Raw genomic sequence first — 20,466 nt, 5'->3', positions numbered from 1 at the left:
AGGCCCCGCCTCCCGGGAAGGAGTGCGGGGCCCGCGTCAGTGAGACGTTACGGCAGGCTTGCCATACCGGCGGGCAGAAAGCGCTTTCCGTTGACCTGCTGGCTGACCCCCGCCCGGTCGAGGTACGGGGTGATCCCGCCGAGGTGGAAGGGCCAGCCCGCGCCCAGGATCATGCACAGGTCGATGTCCTGCGCCTCCGCCACGACGCCCTCGTCCAGCATCATCTGGACCTCCTGGGCCATGGCGCTCAGCGCGCGGTCACGCACCTGCTCCTCGGACAGGGGAGCATCGCCCTGGGTGAACAGGGCCGCCACCTCCGGGTCGACCTCGGGGGTACCGCTGTCATAGGTCCAGATCGCCGTCTTGCCGGCGTCCACGATCCTCTTCAGGTTCGCCGACACGTAGAACCGGTCGGGGAACGCCGCCTGCATGGTCTCCGACACGTGGTACGCGACAGCCGGTCCGACCAGCTGCAGCAGCGTGAAGGGCGACATGGGCAGGCCCAGCGGGTCCAGCGCCCGGTCGGCCACCTCGAACGGGGTCCCCTCGTCCACGCTCTTGGTCACCTCCCCGAGGAAGCGGGTCAGCAGCCGGTTGACCACGAAGGCGGGGGCGTCCTTGACGAGAACACACGATTTCTTCAGCGTCTTGCCGACCACGAAGGCCGTCGCCAGCGCCGCATCGTCCGTGGCTTCGCCGCGCACGATCTCCAGCAGTGGCATCACCGCGACCGGGTTGAAGAAGTGGAAACCCACGACCCGCTCGGGGTGCTTGAGCCCCGCCGCCATCTCCGTCACCGACAGTGACGAGGTGTTGGTGGCCAGGATGCAGTCCTCGCGCACGACCTCCTCGACCTGCGCGAAGACCTGCTGCTTGACCTTGAGGTCCTCGAAGACGGCCTCGATCACGAAGTCCGCATCGGCGAACGCGTCCTTGGTCACCGAACCGGTGATGAGCCCTTGAGCCGGTTGGCCTTGTCGCCGTTGACCCGGCCCTTGGCGGCCATCTTGTCGATCTCGGAGTGGGCGTACGCCAGACCCTTGTCCACGCGGGCCTGGTCGAGGTCGGTCATGACCACGGGGACCTGCAGGCGCTGGGCGAACAGCAGGGCCATCTGGCTGGCCATCAGCCCGGCGCCCACGACGCCGACCTTGGTGACCGGGCGAGCCAGCTTCTTGTCGGGCGCCCCGACGGGACGTTTTGCGCGCTTCTGCACGAGGTCGAACGAGTACAGCCCGGCGCGCAGGTCGTCACTCATGATGAGGTCGGCCAGGGCGTCGTCCTCCGCGGCGAACCCTTCGGCCCGGGTGGCTGTCTTCGCTGCCGCGATGAGGTCCAGCGCCCGGTAGGGGGCAGCCGTCGCGCCCTTCAGCCGGGCGTCGAGGGCGGCTCGCTTCGCTGCCACCGTCTCGTCCCAGGCCGCGCCGCGATCCAGTTCCGGCCGGTCGACGGCGATCTCACCGGTCAGAACCTTTGCGGCCCACAGCAGCGATTCCTCGAGGAAGTCGGCCGGGGCGAACATGGCGTCAACGATGCCGAGGTCGAGCACCTGCTTGGGCTTGAGTTGACGGTTCTGCGCCATCGGGTTGTCGATGACGACCGTGCAGGCCTTCTCCGGGCCGATGAGGTTCGGCATCAGGTACGCCCCGCCCCAGCCCGGGATCAGCCCCAGGAAGACCTCCGGCAGCGAGAAGGCCGCCGCCCCCGAGGACAGCGTGCGGTACTGGCAGTGCAGAGCGACCTCGACGCCGCCGCCCATCGCCGCGCCGTTGACGAAGGCGAACGTCGGGACCTCGGAGTCGCCGAGCATGCCGAGCACCTCGTGGCCGAGTTTGCCGATCGCCAGCGCCTGTCCCCGGTCGGTCAACCGCGGGACCCCGGTGAGGTCGGCCCCCACCGCGAAGATGAACGGTTTGCCCGTGATGCAGATGGCGGCGACCCCGGGAGTCTCCTTGGCCTTCTGGATCGCGGCCTTGAGCTCCAGCAGTCCGCCCGGACCGAACGTGTTCGGCTTGGTGTGGTCGAAACCGTTGTCCAGGGTGATGATCGCCGCGGTGCCGGCCCCGAGCGGCAGGTCGGCGGTGCGCAACTTCGCGTGGGTGACGACCTCGTCGGCGAACTGGATCGACTCGTCGAGTCCGGCGTCGGCGTCGGTCTGGGGGATGGGCTTGGCGATGCTGTCGGTCATGTCTCAGGCCTCCTGCGTGTGGTTGGGGTTCTCCCAGATGACCGTGCCGCCCATTCCCAGGCCGATGCACATGGTCGTGATCCCGTAACGGACCTCCGGGTGGTCGACGAAGTCGCGAGCCAGGTACGTCATGAGCCGGATCCCGCTGGAGGCCAGGGGGTGTCCGACGGCGATCGCGCCACCCATCGGGTTGACCCGCGGGTCGTCGTCGGGGATGCCGTAGTGGTCGAGGAACGCTGAGCACCTGCACGGCGAACGCCTCGTTGACCTCGAACAGCCCGATGTCGTCGATGCTCAGACCGGCCTTGGCCAGCGCCTTCTCGGTGCTGGGGACCGGGCCGTAGCCCATGACCTCCGGCTCGACGCCGGCGAAGGCGTAGGAGACGAGGCGCAACTTCTTGGGCAGGCCCAGTTCGTCGGCCACCTCCTCGGCGGCCAGGATAGCGGCGGTCGCGCCGTCGTTGAGCCCGGCTGCGTTGCCCGCGGTGACGCGGCCGTGCGGGCGGAACGGGGTCTTGAGGCCGGCCAGGGACTCCATCGAGGTGCCGGGGCGGGGGGGCTCGTCGGCGGTGGCCAGGCCCCAGCCGTGTTCGGCCGAGCGGATGGCCATCGGGACCAGGTCGGGCTGGATCTTGCCTTCGGCGTAGGCCTTGGCTGTCTTCTCCTGGGAGGCCACGGCGTAAGCGTCGGCCCGCTCCTTCGTCAGGTGCGGCAACCGGTCGTGCAGGTTCTCCGCGGTCTTACCCATCATCAGGGCATCCGGGTCGACGATCCGCTCGGCCAGGAAGCGGGGGTTGGGGTCGACACCCTCACCCATCGGGTGGCGGCCCATGTGCTCGACGCCGGCAGCCAGCGCGATGTCGTAGGCGCCCACTCCGATACCGGAGGCAACCGACGTGGCGGCGGTCATCGCGCCGGCGCACATGCGGTCCACGGAGTAGCCAGGTACGGACTTGGGCAGGCCGGCCAGCATCGCCGCACTGCGACCGATCGTCAGGCCCTGGTCGCCGATCTGTGTCGTGGCCGCGACCGCGACCTCGTCGATGCGCTCGGGTGGCAGGTCGGGGTTCCGGCGCAGGAGTTCGCGCAGTACACGCACGACCATGTCGTCGGCGCGGGTCTCGGCGTAGAGCCCCTTCGGCCCGGACTTGCCGAACGGGGTGCGTACCCCGTCGACGAGGACAACGTTGCGACCAGCCTGTGCCATATGGACCTCCGGGGGTTGGGGATACCCAGTGTTGTCCCTATGTTACTCACGAGTAGCAAAGGACCGGCAGGTGGCCCTGGCGTGGGGCGGGGCAGGCGGGGGCGGGCACCTGGTGGCCCATCTGCGCCGCCGCGGGGGGCCTCAGAACAAGTCGGCCGTGTTCGCCACCTGCCACGGCCGGGCCCCGAGTTCCGCCATCCGCGAGGCGGGGATCCTCCGGCGGCGCCCAGGCGAGGTCAGGCGACGATGTCCGGTGCGAGCAGCGTCTGCGTCCAGACCTGCAACTTCTCGGCACGCTCGACGAGCTTGGCCCGGACGCTCACCCAGCGCGCCGCAGCCTCCGGATCGCGCTGCTCCCAGGCCCGCAGCGAACGCGCGGGCGGGCCATCCACACGCGCGGCGACCGGTTGCGGGTCGGCCAGGCCCTGCTCCACGGCAGCCAGCCATGTGTCCGCGCGGCGCAGCATGGGCCGGGGGAGGTCCGGCACGGCGGCCACGTCGTCAGCCGTGCGCGGAAGCCGGCGCGCGATCTCCACCAGGACCGGGTCGCGAACCACCCGGTGCCATGCGATGTCGCGGCTGCGGGCGGACTCGTCGCGCAGCATCCACAGTGCCCGCAGTGCCCCCCGCTGCGCATCGGTGCGCAGACGTCCGGCGCCCGTGGTTCGGCGCCACCGGGACTGGGCGTCCGCCTCGGCGCGCACCCGTATCTGATGGGTGAACTCCTGCTGGGCCCAGTCGGTCTTCCCGGCGTCGGACAGGGCCTCCGCGAGTGCATCCTGCAGATCGGGCAGTACGCACACATCCAGGGCGGCGTACTCCAGCCAACTGCGCTTCAACGGACGCTGGGACCAGTCGGCCTGGCCATGACTCTTGCGCATCGTGTACCCGAGTTGTGTCTCCACCAGTCCGGCAAGTCCCACCCGCTCCAGCCCCAGCAGTTGTCCGGCCAGCTCCGTGTCGAACAGGGTGATGGGTTGCAGACCGATCTCCGCGAGGCACTCCAGATCGTTGTGGGCGGCCTGCATGATCCATTCGGTCCCGTCGAGCAGAGCCGACAGCCCCGAGAAGTCCTCGATGCGCAGCGGGTCCAGCAAGAGGACCGGGGCGTGCCGCCGGAAGACCTGGACGAGGTAGGCCTTTTGGGAGTAGCGGTAACTGCCCGCCCGCTCGGCGTCGACACCGACCGGTCCCTCAGCGGCGGCGAGTTCGGCAACGGCTGCATCCAGAGACTGCTGATCGGCGACCACCGACGGCAGTTCGGCCGGCAGTTTCAAGACCTCGCCCACGGGAGTCAACCTACGCGGCGACTGGCGCTGGAACGCGGATTTGGCCACCATCGGGGAGGCGACGTCAGCGGATGTACCCCTTGCGGATGGCGGTGGCCACCATGTGCGCACGGTCACCGGAGCCCAGTTTGCGGGCGATGCGGGCCAAATGGGACTTCACGGTCAGGGCGGAGAGGCCCAACTTCTCCCCGACGATGCGATTGGTCTGCCCGTCGGCGACCAGGCGCAGGACCTCCAACTCGCGCTCGCTCAGCGACAACGACCCGGTGGGCCGAGCCACCTGCCGTGGCGAGGCGGTGGCCATCGGCTGCACGACGACGGTGCGTACCCCGGTGAGGGCCGCGGCGTGGACAGCGCGGGCGTCGGCATGCCCGCTGAGCACCGCGATCTTGTGCCAGCCGCGTGCACGCAGCATGCGCATCAGCGGCAGCACCGGGCCGTCGGGCAGCGGCGTCATGATGACACACATCTCAGGAGGGCTGTGCCGGTCGGCGTACTCGCGCACCTGTGCCGCTGTTCCCAGGGTCCGGGTGTCCGCGCCCAGCGCGGCCCCTTCGATCTGTAGGTCTTGAGCGCGCGCGGAGTCTGTGCAGACGACGATCGTGCTGACGCGGGTGGCTACCGATTCCGTTCGGGAACCGGTGGGGATCGCCACCACATGACTCACGAGTGCCTCCTGCACGGCCTGTGACTCATGCATCGGCGGACAGCGGTCACGCCTTGAGCGCCGTGTGCTTCAGCCGGGGATCTCACCTATTCGAGTGACACCCGGATAGTACGGCGGCAGCCCGGCGCACAGTTCCATCAGAGCGACCCAGGCGGCGAAGTGGTCGGGCAGGTCTGGCAAGCCGGCCGGGGACCAGGAGGCCCGGATCTGGATGGTTGTCTCATGCCCGCGGGCCGAGAGGGCCTCGAAGGAGGTTGACCGGACAGCGGTGACGGTGCCGCCCAGGGCGGCGAACGGGACCTCCGCCGCGACCAGACATTCCTGCAGCCAGGTCCAGCCGACATCGGTGAGCAGCTGGTCCTCCGCCATCTCTGCATCGATGTCGGCCTCGACGTACACCACGACGCGGGTGTCGGACTCCCACGCACCCGGTCGCGCGGGATCGTGCAAGAGAACGAAACGCCCGGATCCCACCTCCGGGTCCGTCCCGATCTCGGCGGTCAGGGCATGGCTGTACGGCGCCAACCGCCCTGGGGCCGGTGCGGCGGCCAGCGTGATGTCGGGCCGCACCGAATCGGCCGGCAGGCACGCCACGGCTTCGTCGAACGCGGCCTGGGGGTCGCTCACCCGCCCACTGTAGGTGTGCCGGACCTTTGGCGGCGTGGCGATCGCTTGCGTGTCATGACGTGTCGACCGTGTTGGCCTTGGTGAGCGGTCTCGCCTGGAGTTCGGTCGATTTCCTGGGCGGTCAGGTCTCCAAGCGGTACCCGGCGTTCTTCGTCGTGGGGGTCTCGCAGGCCGTCGGCCTCCCGGGATCTGGGGTTCATGTCGGCGATCGGTGTGCTGTACGTCAGCGCGAACCTGTTCTGCGGATGGCCACCACCGGCAGCCTGTCGCTGGTGTCGGTGCTCGCGTCGTTGTACCCGGGGGTCACCGTGCCGCTCGCCTGGCGTTTCCTCTCCGAGCGCCTGAAGCCGATCCAGTACGTCGGAGTGGCGCTGGCACTGGGAGGGGTGGCACAGATCGTCGCGTAGGCGTGCCACGATCAGTGTGTGAGTCTTAGCCCGGAACACCCTTGGTGGGCCAGTGACACCGCGAACAGCCGTCTCGTCCGCGCCATGCAGGGCCGCCAGGTGGACCGGCCGCCGGTCTGGTTCATGCGGCAGGCGGGCCGCTCGCTGCCGGAGTACCGGCAGGTGCGCGCAGGCATCCCGATGCTGGACGCCTGCCTGGATCCTGCGCTCGCCGCTGAGATCACGCTGCAACCGGTGCGCCGGCACGCAGTGGATGCCGCGATCTTCTTCAGCGACATCGTGGTGCCGGTGAAGTGTGCGGGCGTCGACGTGGTCATCACGCCCGGCGTGGGACCGGTCGTCGCGCAGCCCTTCACGACCGCTGCCGACACCGATCGACTGCCGTCGCCGACAGCGCAGATGTTCGATGCGGTGGCCGCAGGCGTACGCACGGCGGCTGCCGAACTAGGCGCGACGCCGCTGATCGGGTTCGCCGGTGCCCCGTTCACCGTGGGCTCCTATCTGATCGAGGGTGGTCCCTCACGCGACCTGCCGAGGACCAAGGCCATGATCATCAGCGAGCCCGAACTCTTCGCGGCCATCATGAGCAGGCTGGCGGATCTGGCCGCGGCGTTCCTGCGCGTGCAGATCGAGAACGGTGCCAGCGCGGTTCAGGTGTTCGACTCGTGGGTCGGCGCGCTGCCGGCCCGGTTGTACCGCGAACACGTGCTCCCGCACACCCGCCGCGTCTTCGACCATGTGGCGGACCTCGGGGTGCCGCGGGTGCACTTCGCCGTCGGCGCCAACCACCTGGCCGGCGACATGGCCTCGGCGGGCAATGACGTCCTCGGTGTCGACTTCCGCATCGATCTGGACCAGGTCGACCCGGCCATCCGGTCCACCATGGCGTTGCAGGGCAACCTGGACCCCGCGGTGCTGCTCACCGACGAACCCACGATCACCACTGAGGTGCGTCGTGTCCTGCGGTCCGGCCGGGACCTGCGCGGGCACGTCTTCAACCTCGGGCACGGCGTTCTGCCGGACACCCCAGCCGACAACGTGACGGCCGCGGTGCGGGCGGTCCACGAGTTCGGTGAGCCGTTCGAGGGGGTCTCATGAGCGACGTGCCGCACGTCATCGTCGTCGGTGGCGGGATCAGCGGACTGGCAGCCGCGTGGTTCCTGTCCCAGGGGCCGGACGGCCCGCGCGCCACGGTCACCGTGCTGGAAGCCGCATCGGTTCTCGGAGGCAAGCTGGCCACGGACACCGTCGGGGACGTCACCGTGGATGTGGGTGCCGAAGCCATGCTGGCCATGCGCCCCGAGGCGATCAGCCTGTGCCGGGATCTCGGTCTGGAGACGGTCCCTGCGGCCACCACCTCCGCGGCCATCTACAGCCGGGGGCGGATGCGACCGATCCCGCGCGGACTGCTCACCGGGGTGCCGACGGACCTGCGCAAACTGGCCGCCAGCGGCATCGTGTCGTTGCCGGGGCTGTTGCGGATCCCCCTGGACCACCTCCTGCCGCGAACCGTCCTGCACGGTGACGTCTCAGTGGGTGACTACGTGACCACGAGGCTAGGTTCAGAGGTGACCGCCCGGCTGGTGGAACCCATGCTCGGGGGTGTCTACGCGGGGCGCTCTGACTCGCTGAGCCTGCAGATGACTGTGCCCGCCCTGTACCGGGCCGCCACGCAGCGGCGCTCGGCGATCGGGGCGGCCTCCTCCGTTCTGGCCGACGGGCTCAAGACCACGGGTCCCCGCCGGGGGCCGGTGTTCGTGGGCCTCGCCGGCGGAGTCGGGCGCCTGCCAGAGGAGTTGGCGCGGGCCCTTCGCGAGCGAGGAGTGGACGTGCGGACCAAGACCGTCGTCCAGCAGGTGCGCCACCGCGCGCAGCGCTGGGACGTGGTCGTCGGCGACGGCCGTGGCCGTTACCGCACTCACACCGTCGACGCGGTCATCTTCGCGACACCGGCTACGGTCACCGCTCAACTGCTCGCGGACGTCAACGCCGCGGCCGCCGAGGAACTCGCCGGGGTTGACTATGCGGACGTGGCCGTCGTGAGCCTGGCGTACCGACGCGCGGATGCCGCCCACCTGCGGGGTACGGGCAGCGGCTTCCTCGTCCCGCCGGTGGAGGGCAGAGCGGTCAAGGGCGTCACCTATTCGAGCTCCAAATGGGACTGGGTCGGTGACGCCGGCGACGAGCACGGCTTGTTCCTGCTCCGGGCGTCGCTGGGTCGCGCCGGGGACCCGTTGGTCGAGCAGGCAACGGACGCCGAACTGATCCGGTCAGCCGCCGATGACCTCGCCGACTTGATCGGTGTACCCCGGCGGCCCGTGGCCGAACTGGTCACGCGCTGGCCCGCGGGCCTCCCGCAGTACGCCGTCGGCCACCGCACGCGGATCGCGGATGCCCGGGAGTGGCTGGCGAGCACCCCGGGACTGGCAGTGTGCGGGGCGGCGTACGAGGGTGTGGGGATCGCCGCCTGCATCGGGTCGGCACAGGCTGCCGTGAGCGCGGTGCTGCAGCAGGCGGCCCAGAGGAGACAATGGGCTCATGGTTGAGAGCAAGGCTGCCGCCGCCCGGCGCATCAACGACACCCTCCGGTACATGCAGGTCTCCGTGTTCGCCGCCGACCGTCCATTGGAGGGGTTGCGCGCGGAGATCAGCGATGAGGTGCTGCATGAGATCAGCGCCGTGGAAGGGGATCTGGTCACGCGGGGCTGGTACGACGTGGGCGGATTGCGCGGCGACGCGGATGTCATGGTGTGGTGGCACAGCGACACCAGCGAGACCCTGCAGGACGCTTACCACACCCTGCGCAGCACCACCTTCGGACGCGCGCTGCGACCGGTGTGGTCGGTGCAGGCCTTGCACCGCCCGGCGGAGTTCAACAAGTCCCACGTCCCTGCGTTCATGGCTGACGAGAACGCCCAGGACTACGTGTGCGTCTATCCCTTCGTCCGCAGTTACGAGTGGTACCTGCTGACCGACGAGGAGCGCCGGGAACTCCTGGCCGAGCACGGCCGGATGGCCCGCGGGTACCCCGATGTCCGCGCCAACACGGTGGCCTCGTTCGCGCTGTCGGACTATGAGTGGCTCCTGGCGTTCGAAGCCGCTGAACTGCACCGGATCGTCGACCTCATGCGGCACCTGCGCGGATCGCGGGCACGCTTGCACGTGCGCGAGGAGATCCCGTTCTACACCGGCCGGCGGTGGGAACTACCGGAGTTGGTGGAGCGGCTGCCGTAGGTGCGCCCGGGGGCTGTGCCGACGCCTGCCCGGCCGGGCCGGGGCTTTGGGCCGTGCCTGGGAGAGAAACCGCTACCCGGGAGCGAAACTGCGCGGTTGGATCGCTCCCCGATGTCCGTATCGCTCCCCGGTAGGACTGGCGGGGGCGTGGCGCCGCTACCTGGGAGAGAAACCGCCACCTGGGAGAGAAACCGCTGAATGGGAGGAAACTCGCGGCCCCCGGTAGGACTGGCGGGGGCTTGGCACCGGGAGCGAGACTGCGCGGCCGGATCGCTCCCGGGTACACCGTCACTCGGTGCGGTCGAGCCGCAAGGACACGGAGTTAATGCAGTAACGCAGATCGGTGGGGGTGTTGTACCCCTCGCCGGCGAACACATGCCCGAGGTGTGAACCGCACGCGGCGCACCGGACCTCGGTGCGGGCCATGCCCAGCGACCGGTCCTCGATCTCCACGATCCGGTCGCCGGCCAAGGGAGAGAAGAACGAGGGCCAGCCACAGCCGGAATGGAACTTCTCCGTCGATCGGAACAACTCGGCACCACAGGCGCGGCAGGCGTAGACACCAGTGGTCTCTTCGTCGGTGTACTCGCCGGTGAAGGCCCGTTCCGTGCCCGCCTCCCGGAGCACGTGGTACTCCTGCGGGGTGAGTTCGGCGCGCCACTGCTCCTCGGGCTTGCTCGCTGGGTAGGCGCTGGAATCGTCGGCAGGGCTCGAATGCATGGTCCCAGGTTAAGTGCGTCGAGCGGGAGGCACCAGCCACCAGCGCAGCCGTCGAAGGACACCCCCGCGCTTGAGCGCCTCGGCGACCACCTTGTCGGCCATGGTCCAAGCACGCACCGCGTCGGCCTCGGTGAGTTGCTCAGGTGCGTACATCGCGGCCTCGGTGAGAACGGCCAGATCCCGGACCGCCGGTTCAGCCTGCAGGTCCGCAGCATAGGCCGCCGGTGATGCGGTGTCGTCCAAGGGCTGCCCGAGGCGGCGCCGGCCGGCCCGTGCGTACGACCAGGCGCCTGTCACCTGCTCATCGGGCCCGCCGCGGCGCAAACTGGCCTTGCGGCGGCGGCGGCGCCACGCCACGAGCAGCGGCCAGCTGACCAGCACCAGGACGGCCGCCAGCACTGCCAGGACGCCCGTCAAGGAACGCGCCTGGCTCGACGGCTCCGGATCCGGCTCAGGCGAGGGACTCGGTGTCGGACTCGGCTTCGGTGTCGGGGTCGGGCTCGGCTTGGGGGACTTGCCGGGCTTCGGCGCGGTGACTTTGCGAATCACGGGCACACCGCGGGCCAGGTCACGGGGGCCAGGGGCGAAGGGCACCCAACCGACCCTCGTCAGTTCCACCTCGGGGTAGATGATCACGTCCGTGGAGTCGACCGTGCGCGACTGTCCCTTGCCGCTCGTCGAGAACCCGACCACCAACCGTGTCGGGTAGCCCTGGCTGCGCGCCATGAGCGCGAAGGCCGTGGCGAACTGCGCCTCAGTGCCCTTCTTGCTCGTGATCACCAGGTCCTTCAGGGCCGTCACGTCGAGGGAGTTGTCAATGGAGTTGTCCTGCTCCTGGAAGGGCGGCGAGGACAGGGCAGCGGCCAGCGCCTGCAACTGCCCGTAGGGCGTGCTGGCCGTGGACATGGCACTCTGCGCGAAGTAGCGCAGCTCCAGGGGGAAGTCGGATGGCAACTCCCGCAGGGTCCCGTACTCGGGGCGTTGCACCGCACGCACCGTCTCCAGAGGCGCCAGGGATCGCATCGCCAGGGCCCGATAGCCGATCTGATACGTCTTCTGCGCCCCCTTGTCATCGCCGGCCACGACGGTGCCCTCCGGGTCGGCCCGTGCCACCAGCCCCGTGACTGTCGTGGGCCGGAACGACGCCGGCAGCCACGGACCGGGCAGCAACTCCCCGGTCTCGAATCCGGTGCTGCCGTCGGCGGTGAACCTGGGCCAGGGCCCGTCGTACGGGATACCGTCCGGGCCCACTTGGTCGAATGTCGTCAGACTGCTCCAGGCCACCCCGTCGAACTTGGAGTTGATGGCCCAGTTCACCGAGGACGGGATGTCCGGGCCGGTGACACTGAACACTTCGAACGGGTCCTCGCGGCGCAGCGTCTGCCACTTCGTGGCGAGCGACACGACGTCGTCGCCGTCAAGGTCGGTGTCGGGACGGAAGTTGTCCTTCTGGTGCGGGTCGTATGCCGGCCTCATGGCCCCGATCTGGGTTGCGGGACCGAGAGCCGCGGCCACCACCGCGATCAGGATGGCGCCGATGGAGACGGTCACCACCCGCAATGGCCGGCCGGGACGCTTGCCCGTGTCCACGGCCGCGAACTCCGCCCCGTCCTCGATCTGGTTCTGCTGTTTGGCGGCCGGCATGAGGGCCAGCGCCGCGACCACGGCGGCGATGAACACGGCCGCGAACGGGATCGGTGGCAGCACCGACCCCTGCGACAGCATCAGACCGACCACGAAGATCACGGTCGGAGGCACCAGACTGGAGGCCGGGACGAAGGTTGTGACCAGCAGGCAGGCCACCAGCGTGCCGTAGGCAGTCAACAGCATGGCGGCCGTCACGGTCTCTGCATTCACCGGCGCCGGCACCACCGCGCGGATGATGATCCCGAAGCCCTCCACGAGGCCTCCGAAGAAGCTTGAGACACCGACGTTGCCGGCCTCGTTCTCGATCGTCATCGCGCCCAGAACGACACTGGCGATCACGGTGGTGAGCAGCCCCACGAGGGCGCCGAGCCCGCGCTGCACCCGCTGGCCGCCGGCGGTGCCGAGCGCGTATCCGACGCAGCAAAGAATGATCACCGGGAAGAGCCGGGTGAGCACGGGCATGTACCCGAAGAGGCGGATGAACACCGCGGTGGCACCCAGGCACATGATCCCCACCGCCACGGTCCGTCGAACCACGTCCAGACGGGTCATTGCCGGGCCCCGGGCAGAATCGGCCCGACGAGGTCGTCGCACCGCATGGCGTCTCGGAAGACCAGGCCGCGCCGTGGCCGGCTCAGACCGCCGGACTGACCGACCCGCACGACAGTGCCCTCGCCGACCAGCCCCAGTGCCGCGATCGCGCTGGGGATCAGGCCGGTGTGCGGGCCGGTGATGAGGAAGAACGACGTGGACCTGGTGGCCAGCAGAACCTGCCGCAGGGCAGGCGGTGAGACCTTGAGCACACGGGGATCGCTCAGCGCCAGGGCGTCCAGCAAACGGGTGAGGTCGTCGACGCGCAGGATCTCCACGCCGGTGTCCTCACCTGTGGTGCGCAAGGACACCGGCAGCCCCGCGCGCACGATCACACTGCCGATGGAAGCGGCGGCATCGACGGCCTCTTCGAAGTCTTCGGCCCTGCGGTAGGAGCGGATGTCGTTGTCCAGCAGGACCAGCGCCCGCGGCAGCGGGTTGTCCACGAGTTGTTTGACCATGAGTTTGCCGACCCGCGCGGAACTGCGCCAATGGATCTGGCGCAGTTCGTCGCCGATGACGTATTCGCGCAGCGTATGGAACTGGTTGGAGCCGAGGACGTCCCGGTCGGCGGTGCCACCCTCCTGGCCGATACGGTTCCCGGCCAGGGTCACGTCCACCGGCAGGACCCGTGGATGCACCAGGACCGTCAGCTGCGCCGAGGACGTGGCCCGGCGCACGAACAGACCCCAGGGATCGCGTCGTTCCAGGGTCACCGGACCAAGCAGCAGTTCTCCGCGGCGCAGCGGGACGAACCGATACGACACCGTCACCTCACGCCGTGGCGGGACCGGCGGGATGAGGATCTCGACCGGCTGCCCGGCGATGCTGTCGAGGGCCTCCACCACGCCCGTCGGGGTGACCCGATTGTTCACACTGGTGATCAGGGCCGTGGCTGTTTCGCCGCGGGTGAGCTGGGCCGGTTCGACCGCGCGGCGCAGGTTCCCCCCCGGGCGCCGACCGACCATGAACAACCCCATGCCGATGAGCAGCAGAGGGGCGGCCGCGAGGGCCACCACCGCCGGGTAGCCGAGCAGGAAGCCCAGTCCCGCGAGGACCGGCACACTGATGAGCAGGCCCTTGGTGCGGGCGGACACCTCGCGTACGGAGTCAGGCTCGTCCCCGGCACTGACAACGACCGGCTCCTGGGTGGCCGTCATGACTCAGCCCTGCGGTACCGGCACCCCGCGAGTGGCCTCGCTGAGGATCTGGTCGGCGGTTGCCCCGCCGGCGATCGCCTCGGGGGAGAGCACCAGGCGGTGGGCCAGGACGGGTTGGATGAGCGCACCCACGTCCTCAGGGGTGACGTAGTGCCGGGCGCGCGAGGCGGCGCGCACCCGTGCGGTCGCCAGGAGGGCCAGACCGCCGCGGGGGCTGGATCCGAGCCGCACGCCGGGGGAGTTCCGGGTCGCGGTGATGAGGCCGACGATGTAGGTCAGGACACTGTCGGCGATGTGCACGCCGCCCGCGGCCTTGATCATCCCGGTGACCTCCTCAGTGTTCGACACCGCGCGCAGGTCCTCCAGCCGCCGGCCCTCGTGGGCGTTCTTGAGGATCTGCGTCTCCGCCGCGGGGTTGGGATACCCGACCGAGATGCGCATCATGAAGCGGTCGAGCTGGGCTTCCGGCAAGGGATAGGTGCCGTCCATGTCCACCGGGTTCTGCGTGGCGATCACGAGGAACGGGCGGGGGACCTTGTGGCTGCGGCCATCGACGGTCACCGTGCGCTCAGCCATCACCTCGAGCAGTGCAGACTGCGTCTTCGGCGATGCCCGGTTGATCTCATCGGCAAGCACAATGTTCGCGAAGACCGGTCCGGGGTGGAACTCGAACGAGTCCTTGCTCTGATGGAAGACGGTGACGCCCGTCACATCGGAGGGCAGCAGGTCGGGCGTGAACTGGATCCGGCTGCCACTGAGCCCCAGCGACGCGGACAAGGACCGGGCCAGGGACGTCTTGCCCACGCCTGGGACATCCTCCATGAGCAGGTGCCCCTCAGCCAGCAGGGCGATGAGGGCAAGACGGACCACGTCGTCCTTGCCCTGGATGAAACGCTCCACGTTCCCGACGACGGCGTCGAAGCGCTGGGCGAAGTACTGCGCCTGTTCCGGGGTCATGCGTGGAACTCTAGTCGGTGTGCGGCACGGGCTCCTGGGCAGCGATACAGAGTCTTGTGGGGCGTTCCTGAGCGGCGTAGATTGGTGAGCCTCTCCTAACTGAGGAGGCTCCCATGGCTGGAGCAGAAGTTAAGAAGTTCAGTGAACCCGACGAGATCCTCGAATTCCCCCTCGGCCGCGGTGAAGTGGTCGACATCGGTGGTGGGAAAGTTCTCCGCATCACCCTGCAGCCGGGCTGGCGGTGGTCGGAGCATGTGAAACCGACAACCGGAACCGAATGGTGCGAGGCCCCGCACTTCCAGTACGTGATATCCGGGGTGCTGGGCGCACAGATGTCCGACGGCACCGAGTTCGAAGTGCGCGCCGGCGACGTCAACGTGCTGCCGCCCGGGCATGACGGCTGGGTGATCGGTGACGAGCCGGCCGTCGTGATCGACTGGGGCGGCGCGCACGTGTGGGGGCGGGCCTCGGGCTGAGGCCCGCAGACGGCGCGCGAACCGTACCCGGGAGTGACCCGGACACCCGGGAGTGTTCAAACCGCGCGGTTTCGCTCCCAGGTAGCGGTTTCGCTCCCGCCTTGCGCGGAATGGCTTCACGGCGGCGCTCGAATCGCAGCCGGGAGTGACCCGGACACCCGGGAGTGATAAAACCGCGCGGTTTCGCTCCCAGGTAGCGGTTTCACTCCCGCCTTGCGCGGAAACGCCGATGGCGCACCGGACGGGCTGTGCCCACCTGGTGCGCCACCGGCGCGTCAGTGCCTCAGGACAGTTCGAACCGGTCCAGCATCATGACCTTGTCCCACGCCGCGACGAAGTCGTCGACGAACTTCTGTCCGGCATCGTCCATGGCGTAGACCTCGGCCAGTGAGCGCAGGATCGAGTTGGATCCGAACACCAGGTCGGCCCGGGTCGCGGTCCACTTCACCTCGCCGGTGGTGCGGTCACGGCCCTCGAAGACCTCTTCGGTGTCGTTGGCCGGCTGCCACTTGGTGCCCATGTCCAGCAGGTTCACGAAGAAGTCGTTGGACAACACGCCCTTGCGCTGAGTGAGCACACCGAGGTCCGAACCGTCGTACGTCGCACCCAGCGCTCGCAGGCCACCGAGCAGGACCGTCATCTCCGGTGCGGTGAGGTTCAGCAGGTTGGCCTTGTCCACCAGCAACTGCTCGGCCTTCAGCGTCTGCCCCTTGGACAGGTAGTTGCGGAAGCCGTCGGCAGCCGGCTCGAGCACTGAGAACGACTCGGCGTCGGTCATCTCCGGGGTCGCGTCAGTGCGCCCCGGGGTGAACGGCACCTGGACGTCGAAGCCGGCGTCCTTGGCCGCCTTCTCCACCCCTGCACATCCGGCCAGCACGATGAGGTCGCCCATCGACACGTGCTTGCTGCCCTGGTTGAAGTCACGCTGGATGCCCTCGAGGGTGTTCAGCACCGTCGACAGCTCCGCCGGGTTGTTGACCTCCCAGTCGTTCTGCGGCGCCAGGCGGATGCGCGCACCATTGGCGCCGCCCCGCTTGTCCGTGCCACGGAACGTCGAGGCCGACGCCCACGCGGTGGACACCAATTGGCGGGCCGTCAGCCCCGAGGCCAGCACCATGCCCTTGAGAGCGGAGATGTCGGCGTCGCCGATGAGTTCGCCGGCCACCGGCGGCACCGGGTCCTGCCAGATCAGCGGCTCTGCGGGGACCTCCGGCCCGCGGTAGCGGGAGAGGGGGCCCATGTCGCGGTGAGTCAGCTTGTACCAGGCCTTGGCGAACTCCTCGGCGAACTCCTGCGGGTTCTCCAGGAAGCGGCGCGAGATGGGCTCGTAGATCGGGTCCATCCGCAGGGCGAGGTCCGTCGTGAGCATCACGGGGGTGTGCCGCTTGGTCGGGTCGTGCGGGTCGGGGACGGTGCCAGCGGCCGATGGGTCGGTAGGCACCCACTGCCACGCGCCGGCAGGGCTCTTCTCGAGGTCCCAGTCGTAGTTGAACAGCGTCTCGAAGAAGCTGTTGTCCCAGGCCGTGGGGGTGGGTGTCCACGCTCCTTCCAGGCCGCTGGTGATGGTGTCGTCGGCCTTGCCGGTGCCGTAACTGCTCTGCCAGCCCAGGCCCATCTCCTGCAGTGGGGCGGCCTCCGGCTCGGGGCCGACGAGGTCGGCGTCCCCGGCACCGTGGGTCTTGCCGAACGTGTGGCCACCGGCGATCAGGGCCACGGTCTCGACGTCGTTCATGGCCATCCGGGCGAACGTCTCGCGGATGTCACGGGCGGCGGCCAGGGCACTCGGCTGGCCGTTGGGGCCCTCCGGGTTGACGTAGATCAGACCCATCTGCACCGCGGCGAGCGGGTTGGAGAGATCGCGCTCACCGCTGTAGCGCTCGTCGCCGAGCCAGGTGTCCTCGTTGCCCCAGTTGACCTGGGTGGGCTCCCACACGTCGGCGCGGCCGCCACCGAACCCGTAGGTCTCGAAGCCCATGGATTCCAGTGCCACGTTGCCGGCCAGGACGATCAGGTCCGCCCAGGAGAGCTTCTTGCCGTACTTCTTCTTGACCGGCCACAGCACACGGCGGGCCTTGTCGAGGTTGGCGTTGTCCGGCCAGCTGTTCAGGGGGGCGAAACGCTGCTCGCCGTTGCCGGCGCCGCCGCGGCCATCGCTGATGCGGTAGGTACCCGCGCTGTGCCACGCCATGCGAATGAACAGCGGGCCGTAGTGACCGTAGTCAGCCGGCCACCAGTCCTGCGAGGTCGTCATGACCTCATCGATGTCGCGCTTCACCTGCGCGAGGTCCAGGCTGCTGAACTCGGCGGCGTAGTCGAAATCCTCGCCCATCGGGTCGAGCAGGGGGGAGTTCTGGTTGAGGACCGACAGGTCCAGGGACTCCGGCCACCAGTCCCGGTTCGAGACGGGCCGGTTGTGCACGACCGGGCACTTCCCGGTGCTTGCGACGTCTTCAGTCAACGTGATCCTCCTGAGGTTGTTGTGGCGGTGTGCGGAACGCATTCGGGGCAGACGCCCCAGTAGATGACCTCGGCTTCATCGAGGCGGAAGCCGTGGTCGTCGTCGGGGATGAGGCAGGGCATCGCGCCGACAGCGCAGTCGATGTCGACCAGGCGCTGGCACGAGCGGCAGATGAGGTGGTGGTGGTTGTCGCCGACCCGGGTCTCGTAGCGGGCAGGGGACCCGGCGGGCTGGATGCGGCGAACGATCCCATGGTCGACGAGCACGCTGAGCGCGTCGTACACCGACTGCCGGGAGATGGCGCCGAGTTGCGACTTCGCGACCTGGGTGACCGAGTCGGCAGTGATGTGGGGACTGTCGGATACGGCGTGCAGAACAGCGAGGCGTTGGGCCGTCACCTGAACCCCGTGCTGGCGCAGGAGGTCGGCATCGGGCATGACCCGACTCTAGCCGCAGGTGTGGACTATGTCCAGGATTTGATCGAATCCACACATCTAGTCGTTGTCGGAGACCTCGTCGCCGTCGCCGATCATCCGGTTCGGGTTGGTCACCTGCGAGTCGCCGGGGGGTTCGGCGTCGGTCTTGGAGTCATGGCTGTCCTGGGAGCGTGCGCCATCTGTCATGGCCGGGCCCTTCTGTCGCGGTACATCAATTCCTACCCTTTCCGCGCCACAGCAGACATTACACATGTCCGTCATGCTCAAGGACCCGGCTCGCCCTCCACCCAGACCACAAGTGGGCGCGGCGAGGGCTTCTTCGCCCACTTGTGGCACGATTTCGGCCTCTGAATACCCTCAAATATGGGCATATCGCCGCCACAACTGGGCGAATTCGGCTCAGCATCGGCCATCCGCGCCCACTTCTGGCGGAGCGACTGTTTCACCGGGAAGGTGTAAGGGCACCGGCCAGGAACTGCGCGAGCACAGGTCCGGCCCGGTCGAGGGCCTCCACGCTGAAGTGGTCGGCGTCGTCGATGACCCGCAGGGTGGCGTTGGCCGGCGCCAGAGCATGCAGCCGGTAGGCATCAGCGACGGGGACTGTCGTGTCCTGCGCCCCGTGCAGGAGGAGCACCGGTGCGTGGATCCCCGCGATCGTGGCGACCGGGACGATGCAGCTGCCCGCGCATGAACACCCGTGGATCGGCCATGGAGGCAAGGGCGATCACCGCAGCAGTGTCCGGGTCGTCAGACGCTGTGTACAGGCAAGCCCCGGCGCCGACGGAATGTCCAACCAGCACGACGCCCGGCGGGTCGACCTCCGGCCGGGTCCGCAACCACCGCATACCCGCCCGCACGTCGTCGGCAAAGCTCGGCATCGAGGCGACCGCGACATCGTCGCTGCGGCCGTGCCCGCGGGCGTCCAGCAGGAGCACGTGCAGTCCGAGCCGCAAAAGCGGATCGGCGACTGGGATCATGTCGGCCGCGCTGCCTCCCCACCCGTGGATCACAAGCGCCGCGGGTCCGGTAGCGCCGTCGGCGGACCCCAGCCACCAACCCCGCAGCGTCGAGCCGTCAACCGCAGTGAGGCTCACGTCAGCGGCGCCTGTCGGCACCTCGTGCCGGTTGGGCCGGCGGCGTGGCCGGCCGAAACGGCGCTTCGCCGCGCGATCGGCCACCACCAGGCCCGCTGCGCCGGCAGTGGTGCCGGCGATCAACCATCGGCGCACGGCGCGGCGCTCAGGGCAGGTATCCAGACAGCACCTCGAGTAGTTTGGGCCGCTCCCCGAAAGGCAGCGCGATCAGAGTGTCGACGTCGCTGTCGGCATATGCAGCCAGTTGGTTCTCGAGGGTCGCGGGGGTGGCCGCGATGGCAGCCAGGTCGATCACCTCGGGGGTCAGCGTCATCGCGGCAGCCATCCGGTCGCCGGCGAGGAAGGCCTCCTGGCACGCCGTCGCCACGTCTCCGAAGCCGTAGCGGGTGGCCAGTTCGATGTAGAAGTTCTTGTCCTTGGCGCCCATCGCGCCGAAGTACCAGGTCAGGATCGGGCGCAGCAGGTTCTGCGCCTCCTCCCGGGTGTCGGCCAGGGCGATCGGTACCGTGGGCGCGATCATGACGTCGCCGCGCTGCCGGCCCGCGTCGGCGATACCCGCCAGCAGCGGGCTGTTCAACGCCTCCGCATGCTGAGGGTTGTAAAAGGCCGGTAGCCAGCCGTCAGCCATCTGTCCCGCCTGATGAACTGTCTTCTCTCCCATGACCCCGAGGTAGATCGGGATGTGTTCCTGCACGGGCCGGCCGATCATCTTCAGCGCCTTGCCCAGCCCGAGCCCCTCGTCGCGCACGGGGAGTTGCCAGTGCTTGCCCTGGTAGTCGACACTCTCGTGCGCCAGCGCCATCCGCACGATCTCGATGTACTCCCGGGTACGCCCCAAGGGCGACACGAACGGCACTCCGTACCAGCCCTCGGAGACCTGCGGTCCCGACAGGCCCAGACCGAGCATCGCCCGGCCGCCGGAGAGTTGATCGATGGTCGAGATCGCGGACGCCGTGGTCGTCGGCTGTCGCGCCGGGATCTGCATGATCGCGGCTCCCAGTCTGATCTGTTCGGTCGTGGCTGCCAGCGCCGCGAGCACGGCCGTCGCGTCCTGCCCCCACGTCTCGGCGACCCACGCACTGTGGAAGCCGAGCTGATCGGCCTGCCGGCCCAGCCGCAGTTGCTCGTCGAGGGGGATCCAGGGTGCGTAGGCCAAGTAGACAGCGAGGTCCATGCGAGTGCCTCCAGGGCTTCAGGACGGTTGCAGGCGCTTCACAGTCTGGCACCCGGCCGTGCGAGGGCGTCGCTGCACCGCAGGGTTCTCGTCGATGTCCGCCCACCCGCCGGCACGGCGGGCAATGCCTTGC

The 20,466-nt window shown here is 69.0% G+C and carries 17 protein-coding genes and 2 pseudogenes; 5 read left to right on the top strand and 14 right to left on the bottom strand.

Going from position 1 to position 20,466, the window contains the following annotated elements; all coding sequences use genetic code 11:
* Positions 1-47: 47 nt before the first annotated feature.
* The 5 genes and pseudogenes from IPG68_09745 to IPG68_09725 form a co-directional block, all read right to left on the bottom strand.
* Positions 48-2,188 (bottom strand): annotated as a pseudogene (locus IPG68_09745) (enoyl-CoA hydratase/isomerase family protein).
* Between the two features lie 3 nt (positions 2,189-2,191).
* Positions 2,192-3,395, bottom strand: a pseudogene (locus IPG68_09740) (thiolase family protein).
* A 236-nt stretch (positions 3,396-3,631) separates the two neighbouring features.
* Positions 3,632-4,684, bottom strand: coding sequence for an HRDC domain-containing protein (locus IPG68_09735; protein ID MBK6763520.1), 1,053 nt, complete (start codon positions 4,682-4,684; stop codon positions 3,632-3,634).
* 64 nt (positions 4,685-4,748) lie between these two features.
* Complete coding sequence (locus IPG68_09730; protein ID MBK6763519.1) at positions 4,749-5,153, bottom strand: helix-turn-helix transcriptional regulator; 405 nt, start codon at positions 5,151-5,153, stop codon at positions 4,749-4,751.
* Positions 5,154-5,420: 267 nt separating this feature from the next.
* Positions 5,421-5,978: a DUF3000 family protein gene (locus IPG68_09725; protein ID MBK6763518.1), complete on the bottom strand. Its 558-nt coding sequence runs from the start codon at positions 5,976-5,978 to the stop codon at positions 5,421-5,423.
* A 59-nt stretch (positions 5,979-6,037) separates the two neighbouring features.
* On the opposite strand from IPG68_09725, the gene IPG68_09720 reads away from it, so the two are divergent.
* The 4 genes from IPG68_09720 to IPG68_09705 all read left to right on the top strand — a co-directional run bounded on the left by IPG68_09720 (position 6,038) and on the right by IPG68_09705 (position 9,619).
* Complete coding sequence (locus IPG68_09720; GenBank protein MBK6763517.1) at positions 6,038-6,385, top strand: hypothetical protein; 348 nt, start codon at positions 6,038-6,040, stop codon at positions 6,383-6,385.
* A gap of 84 nt (positions 6,386-6,469) precedes the next feature.
* A complete protein-coding gene (gene hemE, locus IPG68_09715; GenBank protein ID MBK6763516.1) occupies positions 6,470-7,483 on the top strand; it encodes a uroporphyrinogen decarboxylase in 1,014 nt (337 codons plus the stop codon).
* Positions 7,480-8,931, top strand: coding sequence for a protoporphyrinogen oxidase (hemG, locus tag IPG68_09710; GenBank protein MBK6763515.1), 1,452 nt, complete (start codon positions 7,480-7,482; stop codon positions 8,929-8,931). Before hemE ends, hemG begins: the two co-directional genes overlap by 4 nt.
* A complete protein-coding gene (locus IPG68_09705; protein ID MBK6763514.1) occupies positions 8,924-9,619 on the top strand; it encodes a chlorite dismutase family protein in 696 nt (231 codons plus the stop codon). The genes hemG and IPG68_09705 overlap by 8 nt, the downstream gene beginning before the upstream one ends.
* A gap of 288 nt (positions 9,620-9,907) precedes the next feature.
* Here the strand turns inward: IPG68_09705 and msrB are convergent, their stop codons facing one another.
* Genes msrB through IPG68_09685 form a run of 4 tightly spaced genes read right to left on the bottom strand, consistent with a single transcriptional unit; the run spans position 9,908 to position 14,694 of the window.
* Positions 9,908-10,339 (bottom strand): peptide-methionine (R)-S-oxide reductase MsrB, encoded by a 432-nt coding sequence (gene msrB, locus IPG68_09700; protein MBK6763513.1) that lies wholly within the window; start codon positions 10,337-10,339, stop codon positions 9,908-9,910.
* A gap of 9 nt (positions 10,340-10,348) precedes the next feature.
* The gene (locus IPG68_09695) at positions 10,349-12,538 is read right to left on the bottom strand and encodes a transglutaminase domain-containing protein (GenBank protein MBK6763512.1); all 2,190 of its coding nucleotides are present in this window, start codon (positions 12,536-12,538) and stop codon (positions 10,349-10,351) included.
* Complete coding sequence (locus IPG68_09690; GenBank protein MBK6763511.1) at positions 12,535-13,737, bottom strand: DUF58 domain-containing protein; 1,203 nt, start codon at positions 13,735-13,737, stop codon at positions 12,535-12,537. The genes IPG68_09695 and IPG68_09690 overlap by 4 nt, the downstream gene beginning before the upstream one ends.
* A gap of 3 nt (positions 13,738-13,740) precedes the next feature.
* Positions 13,741-14,694: a MoxR family ATPase gene (locus IPG68_09685; protein MBK6763510.1), complete on the bottom strand. Its 954-nt coding sequence runs from the start codon at positions 14,692-14,694 to the stop codon at positions 13,741-13,743.
* Positions 14,695-14,807: 113 nt separating this feature from the next.
* On the opposite strand from IPG68_09685, the gene IPG68_09680 reads away from it, so the two are divergent.
* Positions 14,808-15,170: a cupin domain-containing protein gene (locus IPG68_09680; GenBank protein MBK6763509.1), complete on the top strand. Its 363-nt coding sequence runs from the start codon at positions 14,808-14,810 to the stop codon at positions 15,168-15,170.
* Positions 15,171-15,453: 283 nt separating this feature from the next.
* On the opposite strand, the gene katG is transcribed toward IPG68_09680, so the two are convergent.
* The 5 genes from katG to IPG68_09655 form a co-directional block, all read right to left on the bottom strand.
* A complete protein-coding gene (gene katG, locus IPG68_09675; protein MBK6763508.1) occupies positions 15,454-17,670 on the bottom strand; it encodes a catalase/peroxidase HPI in 2,217 nt (738 codons plus the stop codon).
* On the bottom strand, positions 17,625-18,065 hold the full coding sequence (locus IPG68_09670; protein MBK6763507.1) for a transcriptional repressor: 441 nt from the start codon (positions 18,063-18,065) through the stop codon (positions 17,625-17,627). The genes katG and IPG68_09670 overlap by 46 nt, the downstream gene beginning before the upstream one ends.
* Before the next feature lie 442 nt (positions 18,066-18,507).
* The gene (locus tag IPG68_09665) at positions 18,508-18,699 is read right to left on the bottom strand and encodes a hypothetical protein (GenBank protein MBK6763506.1); all 192 of its coding nucleotides are present in this window, start codon (positions 18,697-18,699) and stop codon (positions 18,508-18,510) included.
* Complete coding sequence (locus IPG68_09660; protein MBK6763505.1) at positions 18,653-19,294, bottom strand: alpha/beta fold hydrolase; 642 nt, start codon at positions 19,292-19,294, stop codon at positions 18,653-18,655. The genes IPG68_09665 and IPG68_09660 overlap by 47 nt, the downstream gene beginning before the upstream one ends.
* Before the next feature lie 10 nt (positions 19,295-19,304).
* Entirely contained in the window at positions 19,305-20,333 is a 1,029-nt protein-coding gene (locus IPG68_09655; protein ID MBK6763504.1) for an LLM class flavin-dependent oxidoreductase, read from the bottom strand.
* Positions 20,334-20,466: the final 133 nt, after the last annotated feature.

The sequence above is a fragment of the Micrococcales bacterium genome, assembly GCA_016703125.1.
Taxonomy (GTDB): domain Bacteria; phylum Actinomycetota; class Actinomycetes; order S36-B12; family UBA10799; genus JADKAV01.
Note: the sequence above shows the minus strand (reverse complement) of the source record. Positions and strands in the feature narration are given on the sequence as shown.

Bases quoted from the DNA above. Each gene is read 5' to 3' on its own strand.
- IPG68_09695 (MBK6763512.1), bottom strand. From the start codon at position 12,538: ATGACCCGTCTGGACGTGGTTCGACGGACCGTGGCGGTGGGGATCATG.
- hemG (MBK6763515.1), top strand. From the start codon at position 7,480: ATGAGCGACGTGCCGCACGTCATCGTCGTCGGTGGCGGGATCAGCGGA.
- hemE (MBK6763516.1), top strand. From the start codon at position 6,470: ATGCAGGGCCGCCAGGTGGACCGGCCGCCGGTCTGGTTCATGCGGCAG.
- msrB (MBK6763513.1), bottom strand. From the start codon at position 10,339: ATGCATTCGAGCCCTGCCGACGATTCCAGCGCCTACCCAGCGAGCAAG.
- IPG68_09730 (MBK6763519.1), bottom strand. From the start codon at position 5,153: ATGTGTGTCATCATGACGCCGCTGCCCGACGGCCCGGTGCTGCCGCTG.
- IPG68_09705 (MBK6763514.1), top strand. From the start codon at position 8,924: ATGGTTGAGAGCAAGGCTGCCGCCGCCCGGCGCATCAACGACACCCTC.
- IPG68_09690 (MBK6763511.1), bottom strand. From the start codon at position 13,737: ATGACGGCCACCCAGGAGCCGGTCGTTGTCAGTGCCGGGGACGAGCCT.
- IPG68_09670 (MBK6763507.1), bottom strand. From the start codon at position 18,065: ATGCCCGATGCCGACCTCCTGCGCCAGCACGGGGTTCAGGTGACGGCC.
- katG (MBK6763508.1), bottom strand. From the start codon at position 17,670: ATGCGTTCCGCACACCGCCACAACAACCTCAGGAGGATCACGTTGACT.
- IPG68_09685 (MBK6763510.1), bottom strand. From the start codon at position 14,694: ATGACCCCGGAACAGGCGCAGTACTTCGCCCAGCGCTTCGACGCCGTC.
- IPG68_09655 (MBK6763504.1), bottom strand. From the start codon at position 20,333: ATGGACCTCGCTGTCTACTTGGCCTACGCACCCTGGATCCCCCTCGAC.
- IPG68_09680 (MBK6763509.1), top strand. From the start codon at position 14,808: ATGGCTGGAGCAGAAGTTAAGAAGTTCAGTGAACCCGACGAGATCCTC.